13 protein-coding genes, 2 pseudogenes and 1 riboswitch are annotated in these 17,585 nt (G+C 69.6%); of the genes and pseudogenes, 9 read left to right on the top strand and 6 right to left on the bottom strand.

The annotated features are described in order from the left end of the window. Window positions 1–28 precede the first annotated feature (28 nt). Together BT364_RS22245 and BT364_RS22240 are read right to left on the bottom strand one after the other, a co-directional pair. A complete protein-coding gene (locus BT364_RS22245; RefSeq protein WP_072486980.1) occupies window positions 29–874 on the bottom strand; it encodes an MIP/aquaporin family protein in 846 nt (281 codons plus the stop codon). A gap of 136 nt (window positions 875–1,010) precedes the next feature. Then, on the bottom strand, window positions 1,011–1,484 hold the full coding sequence (locus tag BT364_RS22240) for a MarR family winged helix-turn-helix transcriptional regulator (protein ID WP_072486979.1): 474 nt from the start codon (window positions 1,482–1,484) through the stop codon (window positions 1,011–1,013). Between the two features lie 57 nt (window positions 1,485–1,541). Between BT364_RS22240 and BT364_RS22235 the strand changes: the two genes are divergently transcribed. The 3 genes from BT364_RS22235 to BT364_RS22225 all read left to right on the top strand — a co-directional run bounded on the left by BT364_RS22235 (window position 1,542) and on the right by BT364_RS22225 (window position 3,864). Beyond that, window positions 1,542–2,381, top strand: a complete 840-nt coding sequence (locus tag BT364_RS22235; RefSeq protein ID WP_072486978.1) for an alpha/beta fold hydrolase — start codon at window positions 1,542–1,544, stop codon at window positions 2,379–2,381. 363 nt (window positions 2,382–2,744) lie between these two features. Further along, complete coding sequence (locus tag BT364_RS22230; RefSeq protein ID WP_143166529.1) at window positions 2,745–3,086, top strand: hypothetical protein; 342 nt, start codon at window positions 2,745–2,747, stop codon at window positions 3,084–3,086. 103 nt (window positions 3,087–3,189) lie between these two features. Continuing rightward, a complete protein-coding gene (locus tag BT364_RS22225; RefSeq protein WP_072486976.1) occupies window positions 3,190–3,864 on the top strand; it encodes a DUF305 domain-containing protein in 675 nt (224 codons plus the stop codon). Window positions 3,865–3,944: 80 nt separating this feature from the next. Here BT364_RS22225 and BT364_RS22220 read toward each other — a convergent pair whose 3' ends face one another. After that, on the bottom strand, window positions 3,945–5,615 hold the full coding sequence (locus BT364_RS22220) for an ABC-F family ATP-binding cassette domain-containing protein (RefSeq protein WP_072486975.1): 1,671 nt from the start codon (window positions 5,613–5,615) through the stop codon (window positions 3,945–3,947). A gap of 606 nt (window positions 5,616–6,221) precedes the next feature. Beyond that, window positions 6,222–6,409, top strand: a riboswitch (cyclic di-AMP (ydaO/yuaA leader). 2 nt (window positions 6,410–6,411) lie between these two features. On the opposite strand from BT364_RS22220, the gene BT364_RS22215 reads away from it, so the two are divergent. After that, a complete protein-coding gene (locus BT364_RS22215; protein WP_072486974.1) occupies window positions 6,412–6,909 on the top strand; it encodes a transglycosylase SLT domain-containing protein in 498 nt (165 codons plus the stop codon). Here BT364_RS22215 and BT364_RS22210 read toward each other — a convergent pair. Next, entirely contained in the window at window positions 6,903–8,072 is a 1,170-nt protein-coding gene (locus BT364_RS22210) for an FAD-dependent monooxygenase (protein ID WP_072486973.1), read from the bottom strand. The two genes, BT364_RS22215 and BT364_RS22210, sit on opposite strands and share 7 nt — an antisense overlap. 105 nt (window positions 8,073–8,177) lie before the next feature. On the opposite strand from BT364_RS22210, the gene BT364_RS22205 reads away from it, so the two are divergent. Then, complete coding sequence (locus BT364_RS22205) at window positions 8,178–8,741, top strand: TetR/AcrR family transcriptional regulator (RefSeq protein ID WP_072486972.1); 564 nt, start codon at window positions 8,178–8,180, stop codon at window positions 8,739–8,741. A 49-nt stretch (window positions 8,742–8,790) separates the two neighbouring features. On the opposite strand, the gene BT364_RS22200 is transcribed toward BT364_RS22205, so the two are convergent. Next, entirely contained in the window at window positions 8,791–9,108 is a 318-nt protein-coding gene (locus BT364_RS22200) for a hypothetical protein (RefSeq protein ID WP_072486971.1), read from the bottom strand. A 371-nt stretch (window positions 9,109–9,479) separates the two neighbouring features. Between BT364_RS22200 and BT364_RS22195 the strand changes: the two genes are divergently transcribed. The 3 genes and pseudogenes from BT364_RS22195 to BT364_RS22185 form a co-directional block, all read left to right on the top strand. Further along, window positions 9,480–10,877 (top strand): APC family permease, encoded by a 1,398-nt coding sequence (locus BT364_RS22195; RefSeq protein ID WP_072486970.1) that lies wholly within the window; start codon window positions 9,480–9,482, stop codon window positions 10,875–10,877. A gap of 129 nt (window positions 10,878–11,006) precedes the next feature. Beyond that, window positions 11,007–12,071, top strand: coding sequence for an NAD(+)/NADH kinase (locus BT364_RS22190; protein ID WP_072486969.1), 1,065 nt, complete (start codon window positions 11,007–11,009; stop codon window positions 12,069–12,071). Window positions 12,072–12,187: 116 nt separating this feature from the next. Beyond that, window positions 12,188–12,503, top strand: a pseudogene (locus tag BT364_RS22185) (hypothetical protein); the annotation flags it as partial. On the opposite strand, the gene BT364_RS43165 reads toward BT364_RS22185, so the two are convergent. Then, window positions 12,473–12,883 (bottom strand): DUF6233 domain-containing protein, encoded by a 411-nt coding sequence (locus BT364_RS43165; RefSeq protein ID WP_256260153.1) that lies wholly within the window; start codon window positions 12,881–12,883, stop codon window positions 12,473–12,475. The pseudogene BT364_RS22185 and the gene BT364_RS43165 overlap by 31 nt on opposite strands. 69 nt (window positions 12,884–12,952) lie before the next feature. Here BT364_RS43165 and BT364_RS22175 point away from each other — a divergent pair. Beyond that, window positions 12,953–16,726, top strand: a pseudogene (locus tag BT364_RS22175) (RHS repeat-associated core domain-containing protein); the annotation flags it as partial. Between the last annotated feature and the right edge of the window lie 859 nt (window positions 16,727–17,585).

The raw sequence follows: 17,585 nt of genomic DNA, 5'->3' as shown, positions 1-17,585 counted from the left end.
AGTCCGGGCTCGGTGGTGGGACCGGGCGTCACTTCTCCGGGAGTACGGGGATGCTGCCTTCCGGCTCCTCTTCCGCCGAGGGCAGGAAGCGGCCGATGAAGGTCTTGTAGACGAACGCTCCCACCAGGCCGCCGACGAACGGGCCCACGATCGGCACCCAGAAGTAGAAGTTCCCGTACTGGTCCCGCCATGCCCCTCCGTAGCCGGTGAGGAAGCTCGCGAGCCGGGGGCCGAAGTCACGGGCGGGATTGATCGCGTACCCCGCGTTGGTCCCGAACGCCATGCCGATGGCCACCACGATGAGGCCCACGATGAACGGGCTGAGATTGACACCCGGCGGGGTGTTGAGGAGATCCGTGACCGCGAAGATCAGCAGTACGAGAATGGCGGTGCCGATGACCTGGTCCCGGAACGCTCCCCACTCGTGGACCGGCAGTGCGGGGTTTCCGTTGGCGGGCAGGGTGGAGAACACGGTCTGTGTCTTGATCGTGTGTCCGGGGTCCGCCTTGGCCAGCGCCTCCGTGTAGTTCCAGCGCACCAGCAGGGCCGCGACGAACGCCCCCGCGAGTTGCGCGAGGGCGTACGGCGCCACCTTCTTCCAGGGGAAGTCCTTGAAGGCCGCGAGCGAGAGAGTCACGGCCGGATTGAGATGGGCTCCGCTCAGTCTGGCCGCCACATAGACGCCCAGAGTGACTCCGAGACCCCAGGCCCAGGCGATGCTGTCGTGATTTCCGAGGCCGCCGGGCGGATCGGTGAGCGCCCCGCCGGCCACGACCTGGGCCACGACTCCGCAGCCGAAGAGGATCAGAATCATCGTGCCGAGAAACTCCGCCGAGAGTTCCCCGACGAGTCCGGACTTCTTGAGCCGCTCCATGGGGATCTCGCTTCCTGTCGATCAACGACTCCTGGCGGCATAGATCCACATCTGAGCGTAAACGGCGGGAATTGGTTCCGCATGCGGTGGCGGACGCGCCGTTTCCGTACGTTCCGGGGCGGTGCGCCGCGCGGTCTCAGTCGACGTCGACCTGGTCGAAGAGGTCCAGCATCCTGCCGAGCACCCGCACGCAGGCCGTCACCTCGGCATCGGTCAGGTCCCCCTCCACCTGGCGCAGCAGGGACTGCTCGCGGGTCAGGGCCGCGGTGATCGCCGCCCTGCCGCCCTCGGTCAGCCGGACCAGGGACGACCGCTGGTGGGCGGGGTTGGGGATGATCTCGACCAGGTGTCCGGCCGCGGCGTCATTGACCATGCGCTGCACGAACTGCCGGCTCAGCGCCTGTGCCCGGCCCATCTGCGGGACCGTCATCGGGCCGTGTTCACGCAGCAGGTCCAGTACAGCACGCACTCCCACGGACAGGCCCTCGATCGGGGCGGCCTGCTCCACCTTGCGCTGCACACGCCGGTAGAGCGGGCCGACCAGGGCGAAGACCTCCGTGAGCCGGTGGGCCAGTTCCTCGGGTGCCAGGGGCGGATCGTTGTCGGTCATACCGCCATCATGACACCTTGGTTGTCAATTTGGGGAGCAGGTGGCACCTTGGTTGTCATGAATGCTGCCTCCGAGCTGAAACTCTTCGAGACCGACGACGGCCGCCTCGTCTACCGCGACACCGGGGAGGGCCCGCTGCTGGTGCTGCTGCACGGCGGATTCCTGGACCACGGGATGTGGGACGACCAGGTGCCGGAGCTCGCGCGGGACCACCGTGTGATCGTGCCGGACGCCCGCGGGCACGGCGGATCGTCCAACGCGAGCAGGCCCTTCCGTCACACGGACGACCTGGCCGCCCTGCTGCGCCACCTCGACGCCGGCCCCGCGGTCCTGGTCGGAGTGTCGATGGGCGGGGCCACCGCGCTCGACACCGCGCTCGAACACCCCGGTCTGGTACGCGCATTGGTCGTCAGCGGCGCGGGGACGAGCGAGCCCGAGTTCCATGACTCCTGGTCCCGCCAGATCCTGGCCGAGCAGGCCCGCTCCCTGGCCGCCGGTGACGTCGCGGGCTGGATCGACGCCTTCATGCTCTTCGCGGCGGGACCGCACCGCACACTCGACGACGTCGACGGCGCCGTTGTGCGACGCCTGCGCGCGATGACCGAGCGGACGCTGGCCAAGCACACCGCGGACGAACCCGACCGGCTCGTGCCCGTCCCCGACACCTGGGCGCGGGCGGCGAAGATCGGCGTCCCGGTGCTGACCGTCACGGGCGGCATCGATTCCGACGACCACCTCGCCATGGCCCGGCGCCTCGCACGGACGGTCGCCGACGGCCGTGAGGCAAGCGTCGAAGGGACGGCGCACTATCCCAACATGGAACGGCCGGATGCCTTCGGTGAGATCCTCGGGAACTTCCTGACGGACGTGTTCGCCCGGGAGGGCGGCGCCGTGTGACGCGCGGCCGCCTCCATCACCGGCCTCGTCATCTGGGACCTGGCCGGCACCTTGCCGCTCCCGCTGGGTGTCGCCGGGCACGAGGGCTCCACCGTCATCGTCGGCCCCAACGGCCTGCGCCTGCTGCGCGACGCCGTCCGGACGCGGGCCGGCAGTGACGGCTGAGCCCGTCACCGGGCGGCCGGCACCGGCGCGGAGCGCGGGGCGCCACGTCACGGGAAACCCGGTGGGGGTATCCTCGGGCCCGCACCGCACGACCCGTACGACCGAGCATTCGAGGCAGCCGTGGATCGCGGACGGACACGCACACCGGGAACGTCCCGGCTGCTCGTGCTGTGTGCCGTCCTGTGCGGACTGTTCCTCATGCACGGTGCCCCGGCGAGCGCCGCGGAGGGCTGTCACGACGCGATGGTCATGAGCGCGGCGGCGCCCATGTCCATGACCACTGCTGACGGCCACTCTGCCGTTCGGGGCGAGCGCGGCTCCGCGCACGTGGCCGCCGCCGTGCCCGCGACGAACGGGGAGTCGTGCGTATTCACCCATGCCCGTGACCGGGTGCTGCCACTGCTGATGGCGTTGGGCCTGGTGCTGCTGGCCGTCGGGGTGCTCGCCGGGCACCGCACGGCCGTACGCGGACCGGCCCGGCGGGGTCCGCCGTTCGCCGGCAGGGATCTGCTGCTCCAGGTGTGCGTCGCGCGGACGTGACAGGAATCCGCCGGTCCACGGCTCTTCGGGCCCGGACCGGCCGGATGGCCCTGTCCCTTTCGCGCGCCATGGATGTGGCGCGTCCACCTGGAAAGAACCTGTGATGTCCGCTTCCCTGTCCTTCGCTGCCCGCCGCCGCACGCTCGCGGCCGCCGGCACCGTGGCCGCCCTCGCTCTGACACTGGCGGCCTGCGGCTCCTCCGACGGCTCGAAGTCCGACGGCTCGTCCATGCCCGGGATGAACCACGGCTCGGGCAGCGCCTCCGCACCGGCCACGCCCGGCGGTACGTTCAACGACGCGGACGTGAAGTTCGCGCAGCAGATGATCCCGCACCACCAGCAGGCCATCGAGATGGCGAAGCTGGCCGACGGCCGCGCCGCCGACCCCGAGATCAAGAAGCTGGCCACCGCGATCGAGAAGGCCCAGGACCCCGAGATCAACACGATGAAGGGCTGGCTGACCTCGTGGGGCAAGCCGCTGCCCTCGGACTCGTCCTCGATGGGTGACATGCCCGGGATGGACCACGGCACGGACGGTTCGGGAATGCCCGGAATGATGTCCGACAAGGACATGAGCGACCTGTCGGCCGCCAAGGGCAAGGACTTCGACAAGAAGTTCGCCCAGCTGATGATCGGCCACCACCAGGGCGCGGTCACCATGGCCGAGGAGGAGCAGAAGAAGGGCGACAACGCCGACGCGAAGAAGCTCGCCGGCGCCGTCGTCACCGCTCAGACCGCGGAGATCGGGCAGATGAACAAGATCATCGACAGGCTCTGATCGCAGCGCAGGTGCGGCCTTCGCATGACCATCCGGATGGAGTCGTGCGAAGGCCCGCACCCCTCGGCCTCCCGTTCGGATCAGGCCGGGCTCTCCTGCTCCGGCACCGCGAGCAGATCGACCACCTCCTGAGCGGAGGTCTCCCGGAGCTCCTCCCCGACCAGCAACCACCGGGTGATGCCGAGCGATCCGAGGAAGGGCAGATCGTGACTGGCGATCAGGAGCGCCCCCTCGTAGGACTCGAGCGCACCGGTCAGCTGCCGCACACTGGCGATGTCGAGGCTGTTGGTCGGCTCGTCCATCATCAGCAGCTGCGGCGCCGGCGCGGCGAGCATCGTCGCCGCGAGGGCGGCGCGGAAACGTTCTCCGCCCGAGAGGGTGCCCGCCGGCTGCTCCGCGCGCTTCCCCTGGAAGAGGAAGCGCGCGAGCTGGGCGCGGATGTGGTTGTCGGTGACCCCGGGGGCCGTCCGGGCCACGTTCGCCGCGACGCTCAGCTCCTCGTCCAGCACGTCGAGCCGCTGCGGAAGGAACCGTGTAGGGACGAAGGTCATGGACTCGCCGGAAAGGGGGGCCAGCTCACCGGTGAGAGTGCGCAGCAGCGTCGTCTTCCCGGCGCCGTTGCGGCCGACGAGCGCGATCCGCTCGGGCCCCCGCACCTGGAGGCTGCCCTCGCGGAGCCTCCCGAACCGGGGGCGCAGCTCGTGCAGGCTCAGTACGGTGCGTCCGGCGGGCACCGCAGTGTGGGGAAGGCTCACGCGGATCTCGGCATCGTCACGGATGGCCTCCGCGGCCTCCTCGCGGCGCTCGCGCGCCTCGCTGAGCCGCTCCTCGTGGACGCCGCGAAGTCTGCCCGCCGACTCCTGCGCGGACCGCTTGCGGCGGCCGGCCAGGATCTTAGGGAGGCTCCCTTCGGCCTCGGTCTTCCTGCCGTAGCGCTGGCGGCGGGCCAGCTTCACCCGGGTCTCCTCCAGTTCGCGTTTCTGGCGGCGGAGATCGGCCTCCGCGGCCCGCAGCGTCCGCCCGGCGGCCTCCTGTTCGGTGGCCACGGCTTCCTGGTACGCGGACCAGCCACCGCCGTACCAGTTCACGGATCCGGCGCGCAGTTCGGCGATGCGGTCCACGCGCTCCAGCAGTTCGCGGTCGTGGCTGACCACGACCAGTACGCCCGAGCGCCAGGAGTCGACGGCCTCGTAGAGCCTCCGGCGGGCGAACACATCGAGGTTGTTGGTGGGCTCGTCCAGGAGCAGCACGTCGGGACGGTCCAGCAGCAGTGCGGCCAGGCGCAGCAGGACGGTCTCGCCACCGGACAACTGGCCGACGGTGCGGTCCAGTTCGACGTCTCCGAGTCCGAGCTGGCCCAGGGTCGCCAGGGCCCGTTCCTCGACGTCCCAGTCGTCGCCGATCGTCTCGAAGTGCTTCTCGTCGACGTCCCCGGCCTCGATGGCGCGCAGCGCCTCGCGCCGGTCGGCGATGCCCAGGGCCCGGTCCACCCGCAGTGTTGTGTCGAGGGTGATGTTCTGCGGAAGGTGGGCGAGGCTGCCGCCGACGGTCACCGACCCCTGGGAGGGGCGGAGCTGACCGGCGAGCAGCCGCAGCAGTGTGGACTTGCCCGCGCCGTTGGTGCCGACGAGACCGACGCGGCCCCGGCCGATGGCGAGCGAGAGCCCGTCGAAGACGGTCGTGCCGTCCGGCCAGCGGAAGGACAGGGCCGAGCAGGTGAGGGAAGCGCCGGGGGTGGTGGGTGTCGCCATGGTGTTCCTCGCATTCGCAAGCACGGTGAGTGGGGGGCTTCGTGTGCGAGCACCACGCGGCGACCGAGCAGCAGAGGAAGGTGCGGCGGTCCTGAAGATCGAGGGACGGCTCATGCACCGAGGTCGCATCCACGCGGGGCCACGGGCAGTGCGGAGCACTGCTACGGCGTGACGGGCGTACGGGCGGAGCCGTACGGCGTGATGTTCGCGAACCTCAGATGCGCAACGTCCACCTCTATCGGAGACAACAGGACACCAAGACCATAACGGCGGGGAGGGAGGGGTGGCAAGGCGTCCGGGCGTCGGGCAGAGGCGGTGATGTGAGCTCTCCGCCTTGACATGCGTGCCCCGATATGGGCGTTTCAAGTGAAATAACCTTTTTGAATGCGAGGTGAAATGCACCTTTTGTGAATTCGTGGCGCGAGTCACGTTCGAGCCCCTCGAAGTCACGTCACGCGATTCGGTTCCCTTTCCGCGCAAGGAAAGGGAACTGCTCGATGTGAGGTGGATTACCACAATTCCCACGACTCGATCTTGTAAGTGAATTGCATGGGGAAATCGGGGTCTTGTCCCTTTCGGTCCCTCTCGCCTACGGTCACCGTCAATCCGGACGGAACGCCGAATCCTGCCGCCGTCCGGCAATCCGACCCACTCGTGTACGGCAGGAGCGGGGGACCCAGGTAAGCCGCCGGTCCGGTATCCGGAACGGCTCGGGGTGAAGCCGCGCTCAGCGCGGCCAGGCATCTCCAGCCCGAACCCGACAGCTCACCTCGCAGGCGACGGAGAGGAATCCACCATGCCCGCAACGGGTACGTACCGTCGTCGCAAGTCCACCTCGCTGACCCGGGGCTTCGTAGCCGTGGGCACGGGTGCGGCCGCCCTCCTGCTGCCGTTGACCGGTGCCGGCACCGCCTCGGCGGCACCGGCGCAGTCCGTCAGCGCCGCGGCGCCCGCCGCACAGCCCGCGACGTACACGAACAATCTGGACGGCTGGATCAAGGAGTCGCTGGCCGTCATGGCCGAGCACGGCATCCCCGGCAGCTACGACGGCATCCACCGCAACGTGCTGCGCGAGTCCTCCGGCAACCCCCGGGCCATCAACAACTGGGACTCGAACGCCGCCGCCGGAACGCCGTCCAAGGGTCTCCTCCAGATCATCGACCCGACCTTCCGGGCCTACCACGTGCCCGGAACGGCGATGGACGCCTACGACCCCGTCGCCAACATCACCGCGGCGTGCAACTACGCGGCCGACAGGTACGGCTCCATCGACAACGTCTTCGGGGCCTACTGAGGTACGGAACCCAGCCGCGGGGGCGTCCAGTCGGCATGGCGCAGGATCGTGCGGACGGTGACGCGGGGCGGCGCCAGGCGCAGCGCCGTGTTCCGCAGTGCGACGGCCGCCGGACGGGACAGCTGCTGACCCATCCGGCCGGCCTGGCGGGCAGCCCGGGCGACCGACTGGCTGCGGGGCCGGCGCTCGGCGTCGTAGCGGCCGAGCGCCGACTCGACGGTGGGTCCGGCGGAGAGCGCGGCGGCCAGCGTCGCCGCGTCCTCCAGCGCCTGGCAGGCCCCCTGTCCGAGATTCGGGGTCATGGCGTGGGCTGCGTCGCCGAGCAGGGCGATCCGGCCCACCGCGTAGGACGGGAGCGGGACGACCAGCTCGTTGACGTCGTGGTGCAGGACGGCATCGGGCCGGGTCGCCGCCAGCAGTGCGGGAATGGGGTCGTGCCAGCCGTCGAACCGGCGGCGGACCTCGGCGAGCGGATCCGGATGCCGCACCCCGGCAGGGGCGTTGAGCACCGCGTGCCACTCGGCCCGGCCGTCCGTGAAGGCGATGTGGCCGAACTCGGCCCCCGGCCCCCAGGTGAGTTCGAAGTCGGTGCTCAGGTCGACCGGAGACTCCGTGATGGCGCGCAGTACGGTCGAGCCGCTGTAGGCCGGACCGGGGTGCCCCGGGAAGAGCTGGGAGCGCAACCGGCTGCCGATCCCGTCGGCGGCCACGACCAGATCCGCTTCGAAGGCGGTGTCACCGGCGGCGAGGCGCACCCGCGACGCGTCGGTGCGCTCGACGGACGTCACCTCGGCCCCCACGGCCAGGGACTCGGAAGGCAGGGCCTCGCGCAGCAAGCGGTGCAGCACGGCCCGGGGGATGCCCACGATAGGGGTCCCCAGTTCGCGCTCCAGCGCGGCTCCGTCCATGCGTGCCAACAGGCGTCCGTCCGGGGTGCGGGTGCCGCCGGTGTACTGCGGCCGTGCGGCGTCGCGTACCGCCGCGCCGACACCGAGGACGTCCAGCGCGCGCAGGCCGTTCGCATGCAGGGAGATGCCCGCGCCCGCGTCGTCGAGGGTGCGGGAGCGTTCGACGACCGTCACTTCCCAGCCGATGAGCCGCAGCCCGATCGCGGCGGCCAGCCCGCCGATGCCTCCGCCGACCACCACCGCGCTGCTGCCCATGCCGGGTCCCCTCTCCTGCGCCGCCTCGGTCTTCTACATCTGTAGAAGGAGCGTACTACGCCGTCTCTACAGGTGGAGAAACCTCTACGGGTGTAGAAAGGGGGGATGAGCACAGATCGACGCGCCGTCCTCGCCGATGCCGCCATCGGCGTACTGGCGGAGGAGGGGATGCGCGGCCTGACCCACCGGGCCGTGGACCGGGCGGCGGACCTGCCGCCGGGCACCACCTCCGCGTACTTCCGCACTCGCCAGGCGCTGCTCACCGGGCTGGTCCGGCGGCTCGTCGCACTCGACCAGGCGGAGTTGCAGGCGGCCGGTGAGCAGGCGGGGATGCCGCGCGACGCGGAGGAACTGACGGCCGGGCTCGCCGGCTTCGTGGCGAGCCGGCTGGCCGGAGAGGGGCGGCGCAGGTCGCTCGCCCGCTATGCGTGCGCGGTCGAGAGCGTGCGTCACCCGGAGCTGCGCGAGATTCTCGTACCGCGCGAGAACGCGGCACGCGAGGCCGTGCGGGCATTCCTGGGCGCGCGGGGCGTGGCCGACGCAGAGGGCCGGACGCTCACCCTGCTGGCGTGTGTGGACGGGCTGGTGTTCGACCGGCTGGTGGGCGGCGGGGCGGTGCCGAGGGGCGAGATCGCGGGACTGGTCGCCGCGGCGCTGCGCAGCGCCTGACCGTCGCCGCACCAGCGTCTCGCAGCGCCCGCTCGGCTACGCGGGACCGTCACTCCGGGGCGTGCTGCGCCGGCTTCCCCGGTCCGGAGCGAGGCAGTACCGGAACGGTCGCCGCCTCCCCGGCCCGGACCGCCTGCACCACCGCGTCGTGCAGGCGACGGCTGTCCTCCTCCGAACAGCACACAACGGGACTGCCCGACATGGTGAACCAGTCGATCGCACCGGTGTACTGCACAGTGACCTGGGCCGTGTCATCCGCCCAGGTCGTGTGAACGGTCAGGTCCCCGGACAGGACACCGACCTCCTCCGTGAGCACGCCACCGTGCCCGGAGAACACACCGCAAGTCGTCCATGACGCCCAAGCCATGACTCCAGGCTGGCATCAACACCGCGGATGCGCGACCCGCGGGCTCGTCGCCCCCGCTCCGCACCCGGCCGCCCCGCCCGTGCGGGAGGCCGCCCCCGCCTTCCGGATGCTGGATACGGGCGAAACTTTCCATCGGCCCGGGCTGCGGTTCCCGCACCCCGGGATCCCCGGACTATGACGCGTTGTTAACGCCAAACCGTCGGATTAGGCCTTCGGAACAACGAATTCCGAAGGTGAACAGCTCTTGACCTGCGGAACACGTCGGGATTGCATATCGCGCTGGGAGCGACGAAACCACTCACCACGTCCTCGTCTGGAGGCGATACCGCTCCCGTGCATCAGACACCGCACCTGTTGATCGGAACCGCACGATGACCGACACGCTCAGCGCTCCCCAGGCGCTCGCCCCAGCGACCGGCCCCACTCCACAGAAGCTCAAGCGTTCCATCGGCGTCGTGGGCGGCACACTGCTCACGCTCTCCTGCGTGACGCCCGCCTCGACCCTCTTCGTGGTCGTACCGGACCTGTTCTCCAGCCTCGGCACGTACACCGCCCTCACCATCGCCATCGGCTCGCTGCTCTGCATCGCGGTCGCCTTCTGCTACTCGGAGCTGGGTACGCTCATCCCCAGCGCCGGCGGCGAGTACGCCATGGTGTCGACCATGGCGGGGCGGCTCGCCGGGTGGCTCGTCTTCGTGCTCTCGCTGCTCGTCGTGATGATCGTTCCCCCGGTGATCGCCATGGGAACGGCCGACTACCTCGCACCCGTCGTGCACATTCCGGCTCCCCTCGCGGGCGCCGGCGTCATGCTGCTCGCCACCCTCGCCGGCCTCCTGGACCTGCGCGCCAACGCGTGGATCACCGGAATCTTCCTCGTACTCGAAGTGATCGCGGCAGGCGTCGTCGCCGTTCTCGGCTTCGCCCACTCCGAGCGAGGCGGATCGGCGCTGGTGCACGGATCGGTCGCCTCGTCGGACGGCACGAGCTCGACCGTCACCGCGATGATGGTGGTCTCCGGGCTCGCGATCGCGCTCTTCATCACCCAGGGCTTCTCCACGGCCGTCTACCTCTCCGAAGAGCTGGAGAACCCGCGGCGCAACGTGGCCCGCACCGTGCTCGCCACCCTCGCCATCTCCACGGCGGTCATCCTCGTCCCGGTCATCGCCATCACACTGGGCGCCCCGGACCTGGAGGCCCTGACCTCGGGCGACCTCAACACGATGGTGGCCGCCTGGTCCAACTCGGCGGTCGGCACCTTCGTCAGCCTCTGCGTCGCCCTCGCGATCATCAACGCGGGCATCGTGATGGTCATCCAGAACTCTCGGGTGCTCTTCGCCTCCGCCCGTGACAAGGCATGGCCCGCGCCGATCAACAACGCCCTCGCCCGGCTCGGCCGGTTCGGGTCCCCGTGGGTCGCCACCCTGGTCGTCGGCGTCCCCGGCGCCGCGCTCTGCTTCGTCAACCTGGACACGCTGTACGGCGTCACCGGCGTGTCCGTCACCGCCATGTACCTGCTGGTCGCGGTCGCGGCCCTGCTCTGCCGCCGCGGTACGCACCAGGAGGCACCGGCCTGGCGGATGCCGCTGTGGCCCGCGATCCCGGTGCTGCTGATCGCCGTGCTGATGTACATCCTCATCCAGCAGGAGACCGAGTACCTGCTGTGGACCGGTGGGATCACGGCGGTCGCCACGCTCTACTGGGCGCTCTACCTGCGGCCTCGCCGGGAGACCCGCTGGCTGGTCAGCATTCCGGAGGACGCGCAGTCCTGACCCTCCCCGGACGTGTTCCGCGCGGTGTCCCGCCCGTCGGCGAAGAGCCGCCGCCGACGGGCGAAGACACCCCCGATGCCCTCACAGTGGGGTGAGGGACGTCGTCGGAACACGGGGAGTCGTGGCGGGATGAGTGTCGAGCGGGTCGGAGTCGTCGTTCACCAGGGCCGTCCCGAAGCCGTCGTCGCTTCGGGAGTCGTGCGCGACTGGTGTGCCCGCGAGGGCATCCCGTGCACGGACATCGACGTGTGGCGCGACGACGAACGCAGACGCGGCGGTCGCGAGGAGGCCGATGTCGCGGGCAACCCCGATCTCATCGTGACGCTCGGCGGCGACGGGACGTTCCTGCGCGGCGCCAGGATCGCCGCCAAGAACGACGGCGCCGTCCTCGGGATCGACCTGGGCCGCGTCGGCTTCCTCACCGAGGTGCCCGCCGAGGACGTGGTCCGGGCGCTCGACGCCGTCCACCGGGGCCGGGCGGAGGTCGAGGAGCGCATGACCCTGACCATGAGAGCCTCCCGCGTACTCGAAGTACCCCCGGACATCGACGCCCTGATGGGCTACGGACAGCGCCCCATGCTGCCGCCTCCCCAGATCGCCCTCGAAGAGGAGGCCGCGGCGGAGGGCTGGGGCGTGGCACTGGACGTCACCGCACTCAACGATGTCGTCGTGGAGAAGCTCGCCCGCGACCGGCAGGTGAGCCTCGGCGTCTACATCGGCGGCCGGCTCCTCGCCTCGTACTCCGCCGACGCGGTCATCATGGCCACCCCCACCGGCTCGACCGCCTACAGCTTCGCCGCGGGCGGCCCGGTGGTCTCACCGCGCATGGACGCCGTCCTCTTCACGCCCGTGGCGGCACACATGACCTTCGACCGCACCGTGGTCGCCGCGGCCGACGAACCGATCGCCGTGCGGGTCCTGCCGCACTCGGGACAGGGCGCGGTGACCATCGACGGCCAGCTGCGCGGCGTACTGGCCGCCGGGGACTGGCTCGGCGTGTACGCGTCACCGCGCCGCCTGCGGGTCATCAGGCTCGGCCCGAACGACTTCTACGGACGGCTGCGCACCCGCCTCCGCCTCACGGACGCCCCGGCCACGGCGGCCGACGGCGAGAGCGCACCGCTCTTCCGCCCGGACGGACCGGTCCCGCACGACCTGGCCCATCTCCATCTCTCCCCGGCGGTCAGGGATTAAGCTTAGAAGCTGTTGTCTTTCCGGACTTGAGAGCTGCGTTTCCGCTGGTGGGGCGTAGGGCGGAGGTCCTGTGGGAGTAGTGGCCTGTCGTGCTGTCGCTCCCCGGGAGGTCGTGGATGCCGTCGGTGGTTGGGCTGTTGGAACAGCGTGAGCGGGGTGCTCGCCGTCGCGTGGACGAGCTGCGCGAGGAGGCCGATCGTATCCAGGCTGAGTTGGCCGTGGCCGAGCTGAAATGGCAGGAGTGGGTGATCGCCCGTAGGCGGGTCGATACGGTGCTGGCTCCGGGCGGCGGCGAAGCCGAAATCGCAGGTGCCGATGTGGCGTGAGGGGCTGGCCTGGTCGGTGCTGTCGGCGGATTACCAGCGCATTTTGCAGGCGCTTGCGGACCGGGAACGGCTCGGTCAAGGGCCGCTGACCTGCCAGGAGATGGCCAGGGTGCCGGTCCAGTCGGTGCTGACGGGCTCCGCGTAGTCAAGGGCGTAATCAAGCCGTCCCCTGCAGTGTGCGCCGCTGTCGAGCCGCTCAGACTCGATGTAGGTGACACCGTCTATCGTGAACACCCCGGTCACCCGGAACTCGTGGTCGTGCTGCGGGGCGCCTGGATAGCGGAAGGCCCAGACGGAGCCGACCCTTGGGTGCGCGGTCATGTTGCCCAGTCTGTCACTGCCAGGGCACGGTCCGACATAGTTCAGAGAAGGCTCCGCCAAGGCGATCACCGCCTCCTCACGGTTGAGGAATCCGCCCTCGACCGGATACAGGGCACAGTCCCCGCGGTGCACCAGAGCCGCCGACGATGACCGCTGTGGCTGGATCTTCCACCGCTTCGCGGGCTCCCGCCCGACCGCCCGGTTGACCCGCTCCCTCCCCTGCCAGGACGCGCCAACCTGGTCCCGAATGGCAAGAACGACCAGCGCCCCGCCTTCACCCGGCCCCGCATCGGCACCGTCGCCACCGAGTACGGAGGCGACATCGAGGTCGAGTACAAGGGCGGCTGCGCGAGCGAACCGGCCGAGGACAAGGGGAAGAACAACGGCACGTGCTTCCCGGTGCGCTGGTCCCCCGACGACGACGAGAGGACGCCCGCGAAGTCCTGGTTCAACAAGTACGTCGTCCACTCCGTGACCGAGACCGACAAGGTCACCTCCCACGGCAAGCCCATCCACACGACATACGCCTACACCGGACCTGCCTGGGCCAAGAGTGTCGACGAGTTCACCCGGCCCGCCCTGCAGACCCACAGCGACTGGCGCGGCTTCCGCGAGGTGGCCGTCACCAAGGGCAGCAAATCCAGTTCCCAGCAGGGCGACCCGCAGTCCCAGTCGCACTCCGTGACACGCTACTTCCAGGGAGTCGGCGGTACGGTCAAGGACTCCACCGGCGCCTACACGTTGGTGGATGACGACGCGCCGCAGTACGCGGGCCTGACGGCGGAGAGCATCACCTACCTCAACTCCGACAAGCGGGTCCAGAGGCGCACACTGCATCACCCCTGGTCGAAGGAGACGGCCTCCCGCGCCCGTGAGGCGGAGACCGGCGCGGATCTTGAGCCGCTCCTCGCCCATCGCGCCGCGATCAGACGCACCGACGAGATCGAGACGGCCGACACGAGCTGGCGCTCGGTACGCACACTGACCTCGTTCGAGGGCACCTACGGTCTCCCTCACCAGGTCGAGACGGCCGTGGTGAAACCCGGCGGCACAGGGGGCGAAACCCTCTCCGACCAGAGCTGCACCAGGACGTCGTACCTCCACAACCCCTCGGCGTGGCTGATCGGCCTGACCAAGGAGCAGCGCACCACAGCCACCTCCTGCGCGAACCACGACACCGCCGACCCCGCCAAGCTGCTCAAGTCCGCGGTGCGCTACACCTACGACAAGCAGGCGTACGGGATGGCTCCGACCCGTGGCGAGATCACCACCAGGGCCGAGACCGACGGCGCCGGCACCTCGTACGCGAGGGTCACCGAGATGACCTACGACACGCTGGGCCGCAAGCGCACCGTCACCGAGCCCGGCAAGGGAACGACCGAGACGCAGTACACGCCGGAAGAGGGCGGCCCGGTCACCTCGATCAAGGCGATCAACGCCAAGGGCCACGCCAGCGTCACGACCTTCGACCCGGGCCGCAGCCTGGCGCTCACCGTCACCGACCCCAACGGCCGCATGATGAAGACCGAGTACGACGCCCTCGGGCGCTCGGTCAGGGGCTGGTCGGCGTCCCGCTCGTCCGGAGGCAAGTCCGCGGACGTCCTGATCGACTACCAGAGCGCCATCGCCACCTCCGCGACGACGCGCCCGGCCGCAGTCACCGTCAGGACGCTCAAGGAGGACGGCACCTACAGCAAGCACGTCACGATCTACGACGGCCTGACGCGCAAGGTCCAGACCCAGGAGGACGCCCACGGCCCCGGCCGGATAGTCACGGACACCTCGTACGACGACCACGGACTGGTCGACGAGCAGACCGCCGGCTACCTGGCCAAGGGCGACCCCGCCCCCGCACTGTTCACCCCGAAGTCGACCCGTGCGATTCCGAGCTGGACCAAGAACCGCTACGACGGGATGGAGCGGCCGGTCCGCCAGTCGGCCTACTTCGACGGCGACTACAGGTACGCGACCTACACCTACTACAGCGACACCAGCACCTATGTGGACCCCGCGGGCGGAACCGCACCCCGGACCCGGACCTACACCGACGCCCTGGGCAGGGTCACCTCGGTGCTGCACTACAGTCGCACGGCCTCCTCCGACGCCGGACGCTCGACCGCGTACGAGTACGACGCCCGAGGCAACCGCACCAAGGTCACCGACCCCGCCGGCAACAGCTGGTCGTACACCTACGACGCGCGCGGCCGCGTGACCTCCGCGACGGACCCGGACACCGGCACGACGGAGACCTGGTACGACGCCGCCGACCGCCCCAACAAGGTGACCGACTCCAAGGGGCGGACGACCTACACCGAGTACGACGTACTGGGCCGGGTCACCAAGGTCCGTGAGGGGTCCAAGACCGCCACCCCCGTCAAGGAGTACACCTACGACACGCTGCCCGGCGGCCTCGGCAGGCCGGTGGCATCCGCCCGGAACACCGCGACCGGCAACTACGTCAACCGGGTCACGGGCTACGACACCGAGTACCGGCCCACGGGCCGCGAGACGGTCATCCCGTCCAACGCCATGACGAAGGGCGTCTCCGGCACCTACGCCTACGCGTTCACCTACACGCCGGTCAGCGGAAAGCCGCAGTCGGTCACCCTGCCCGCCGTGGGCGGCCTGGCCGCCGAGAAGGTGATCACGCGCTACAACAGCGACGATCTGGCCGAGTCCACCTCCGGAGGCGCCTGGTACACCTCCGACGTCACGTACTCGCCGTTCGGTGAGCCCCTTCGCACGGTCTCCGGCTCCCAGCCGGCCCGCGTGTGGACGACCAACTTCATGGATCCGCACACCGGCCGCCTCCAGCGCACCGTCGCCGACCGTGAGACCGCGGGCCCGCACCGCATCGCCGACAACTACTACGCGTACGACGTCTCGGGCACCATCACCTCCGACGCCCGCAGTCTTTCCGGAGCATCAGGCACGACCTGGGACACCCAGTGCTTCACCTACGACGCCATGGGTGAACTCGTGAACGCCTGGACGTCCAGCATCGTCCCGAACGGTAAGGGAACCGGCTGCAAGGCGTCGAACGGCGCGGCCTGGGGCCCCCGCACCGACTACGAGGCCTCGACCGGGCCGGTGGCGGATGCTCCCGACGCGGCGACCGACACGTCCGCCCCCGATGCCTCACTGACGTCGACCCTGGCCGCCGCCGCACCTGATGCGGCGTCCGTCGCGACGGGCGCGACCGCCTACCGCCAGTCCTTCACCTTCGACTGGCTCGGCAACCGTGCCTCGCTGAAGGAACACGACCCGGCCGACGCCACGAAGAGCGTCACCTACAGCTACGGCTAGGACACCAAGCAGCCCCACGCCGTCGATGGGATCAGCTCCAGCCCGTCCGGCCGGGGAAGCTCCTACATCCACGACGTGGCCGGCAACACCGAGGTTCGCGATCTGTCCGACACCACGCAGGGTCTGACCTGGACGCAGGAGAACCGCCTCGACACGATCACGGCCGACGGCAGCAGCACGTCGTACGTGTACGACGCCGAGGGCAACCGCCTCCTGGAGAAGTCGGCAGCGGGCTCGACCCTGTATCTGGGCGAGACCGAGGTGACGACCGACGCGAGCGGGACCATCGTCCAGGCCGCTCGGGCCTACGCCCAGCAGGGTGCCCCGACCGTCATCCGTACTACGGCCAACGGCGCGACCACCGGCCACAGGATCAGCGTTCTGCTCGCCGACCACCTCGGCACCTCCACCACCGCGGTCGAGCTGTCCGGTACCCAGCCGGTGACACGTCGCGCCTACAAGCCGTACGGCGAGTCGCGCGGCACCAAGCCCGGGAGCTGGCCCAGCAGACGCGGCTACCTCGGTGTGGGCATCGACGACGCGGCGACAGGCCTGACCCATATCGGCGCCCGCGAGTACGACCAGACGTCCGGCCGGTTCCTCTCGGCCGACCCGCTGATCGACATCGCCGACCCGCTCCAGATGAACGGATACGCGTACAGCAACAACAGCCCGATCAGCAAGAGCGACCCGAGCGGGCTGATGCTCATCCTGATCCCCGGCATGGTCCTGGGCGGCGGAGGCGGAGGAGGAGGCACCCCGCCTGCTCCCAAACTCACGGAGACGAAAACACCCGACGGCCGCAGGGCGATCTACGACGAGTACGGAATCGGACACGTCGTGGGCGGCTCACCCGACAACGATGCAGCGAGGCGAGCCATCGACATCCTGAACGAAGACCTCAGGGCAGCGGGGCTCCACACCGACGGCTCCAACAAGGGGACCGGTGAGATCTACTTGTCGCAGGACGACACCGAGCCCCTCGTGGGCAAGGGCTCGTTCACCGACAAGGACGGAAAGACCAGGCTGAACGGCACCACGTCCGACTTCATCAAGGTCTCCTACCAGGACGGGAAGATCGTCGATGTGATCGACTTCGACGCAACGGGTACCACGAAGGCGGACAAGGCCCTCAATCACATCCAGGGTGACATCGACGGGAAGATGAATCCCAACGGCAAGAAGCAGGCGAACAACGTGGTATACGTCGCCGCAACCGCCGAACAGGCCGGTCAGGTGGTCAAGAGCTACAGCGGCGACTCACGGGTCCGCGTGATTCACCCCGACTCAGGGTTCGACTCAGGCAGAGTCTTCAACGGATCGACCGGAAAGGTGAACTCCACACGGGTCAGCCCGAGAATCCGCGGCCGAGTACTGGGCGTCGCGGGATCGTTGATGCCGTTCGCCCAGTCCAACAGCTATGTGCGCAGCTTCGGGTTCTGGGGCGGCATCCAGGAGATGGGCAAGGACTTCTTCGATCCGTTCGGATTCCACGAGGCCGTGGAAACACCGAACTACAACGGTTCCTGCGATCCGAGCGTGTGCGCCTGACCTGAGTTGA

Origin of the sequence: Streptomyces atratus (assembly GCF_900119365.1) — a bacterium.
In the GTDB taxonomy this organism is placed as follows: domain Bacteria; phylum Actinomycetota; class Actinomycetes; order Streptomycetales; family Streptomycetaceae; genus Streptomyces; species Streptomyces atratus_B.
This window is presented reverse-complemented; position numbering and strand designations above follow the sequence as displayed.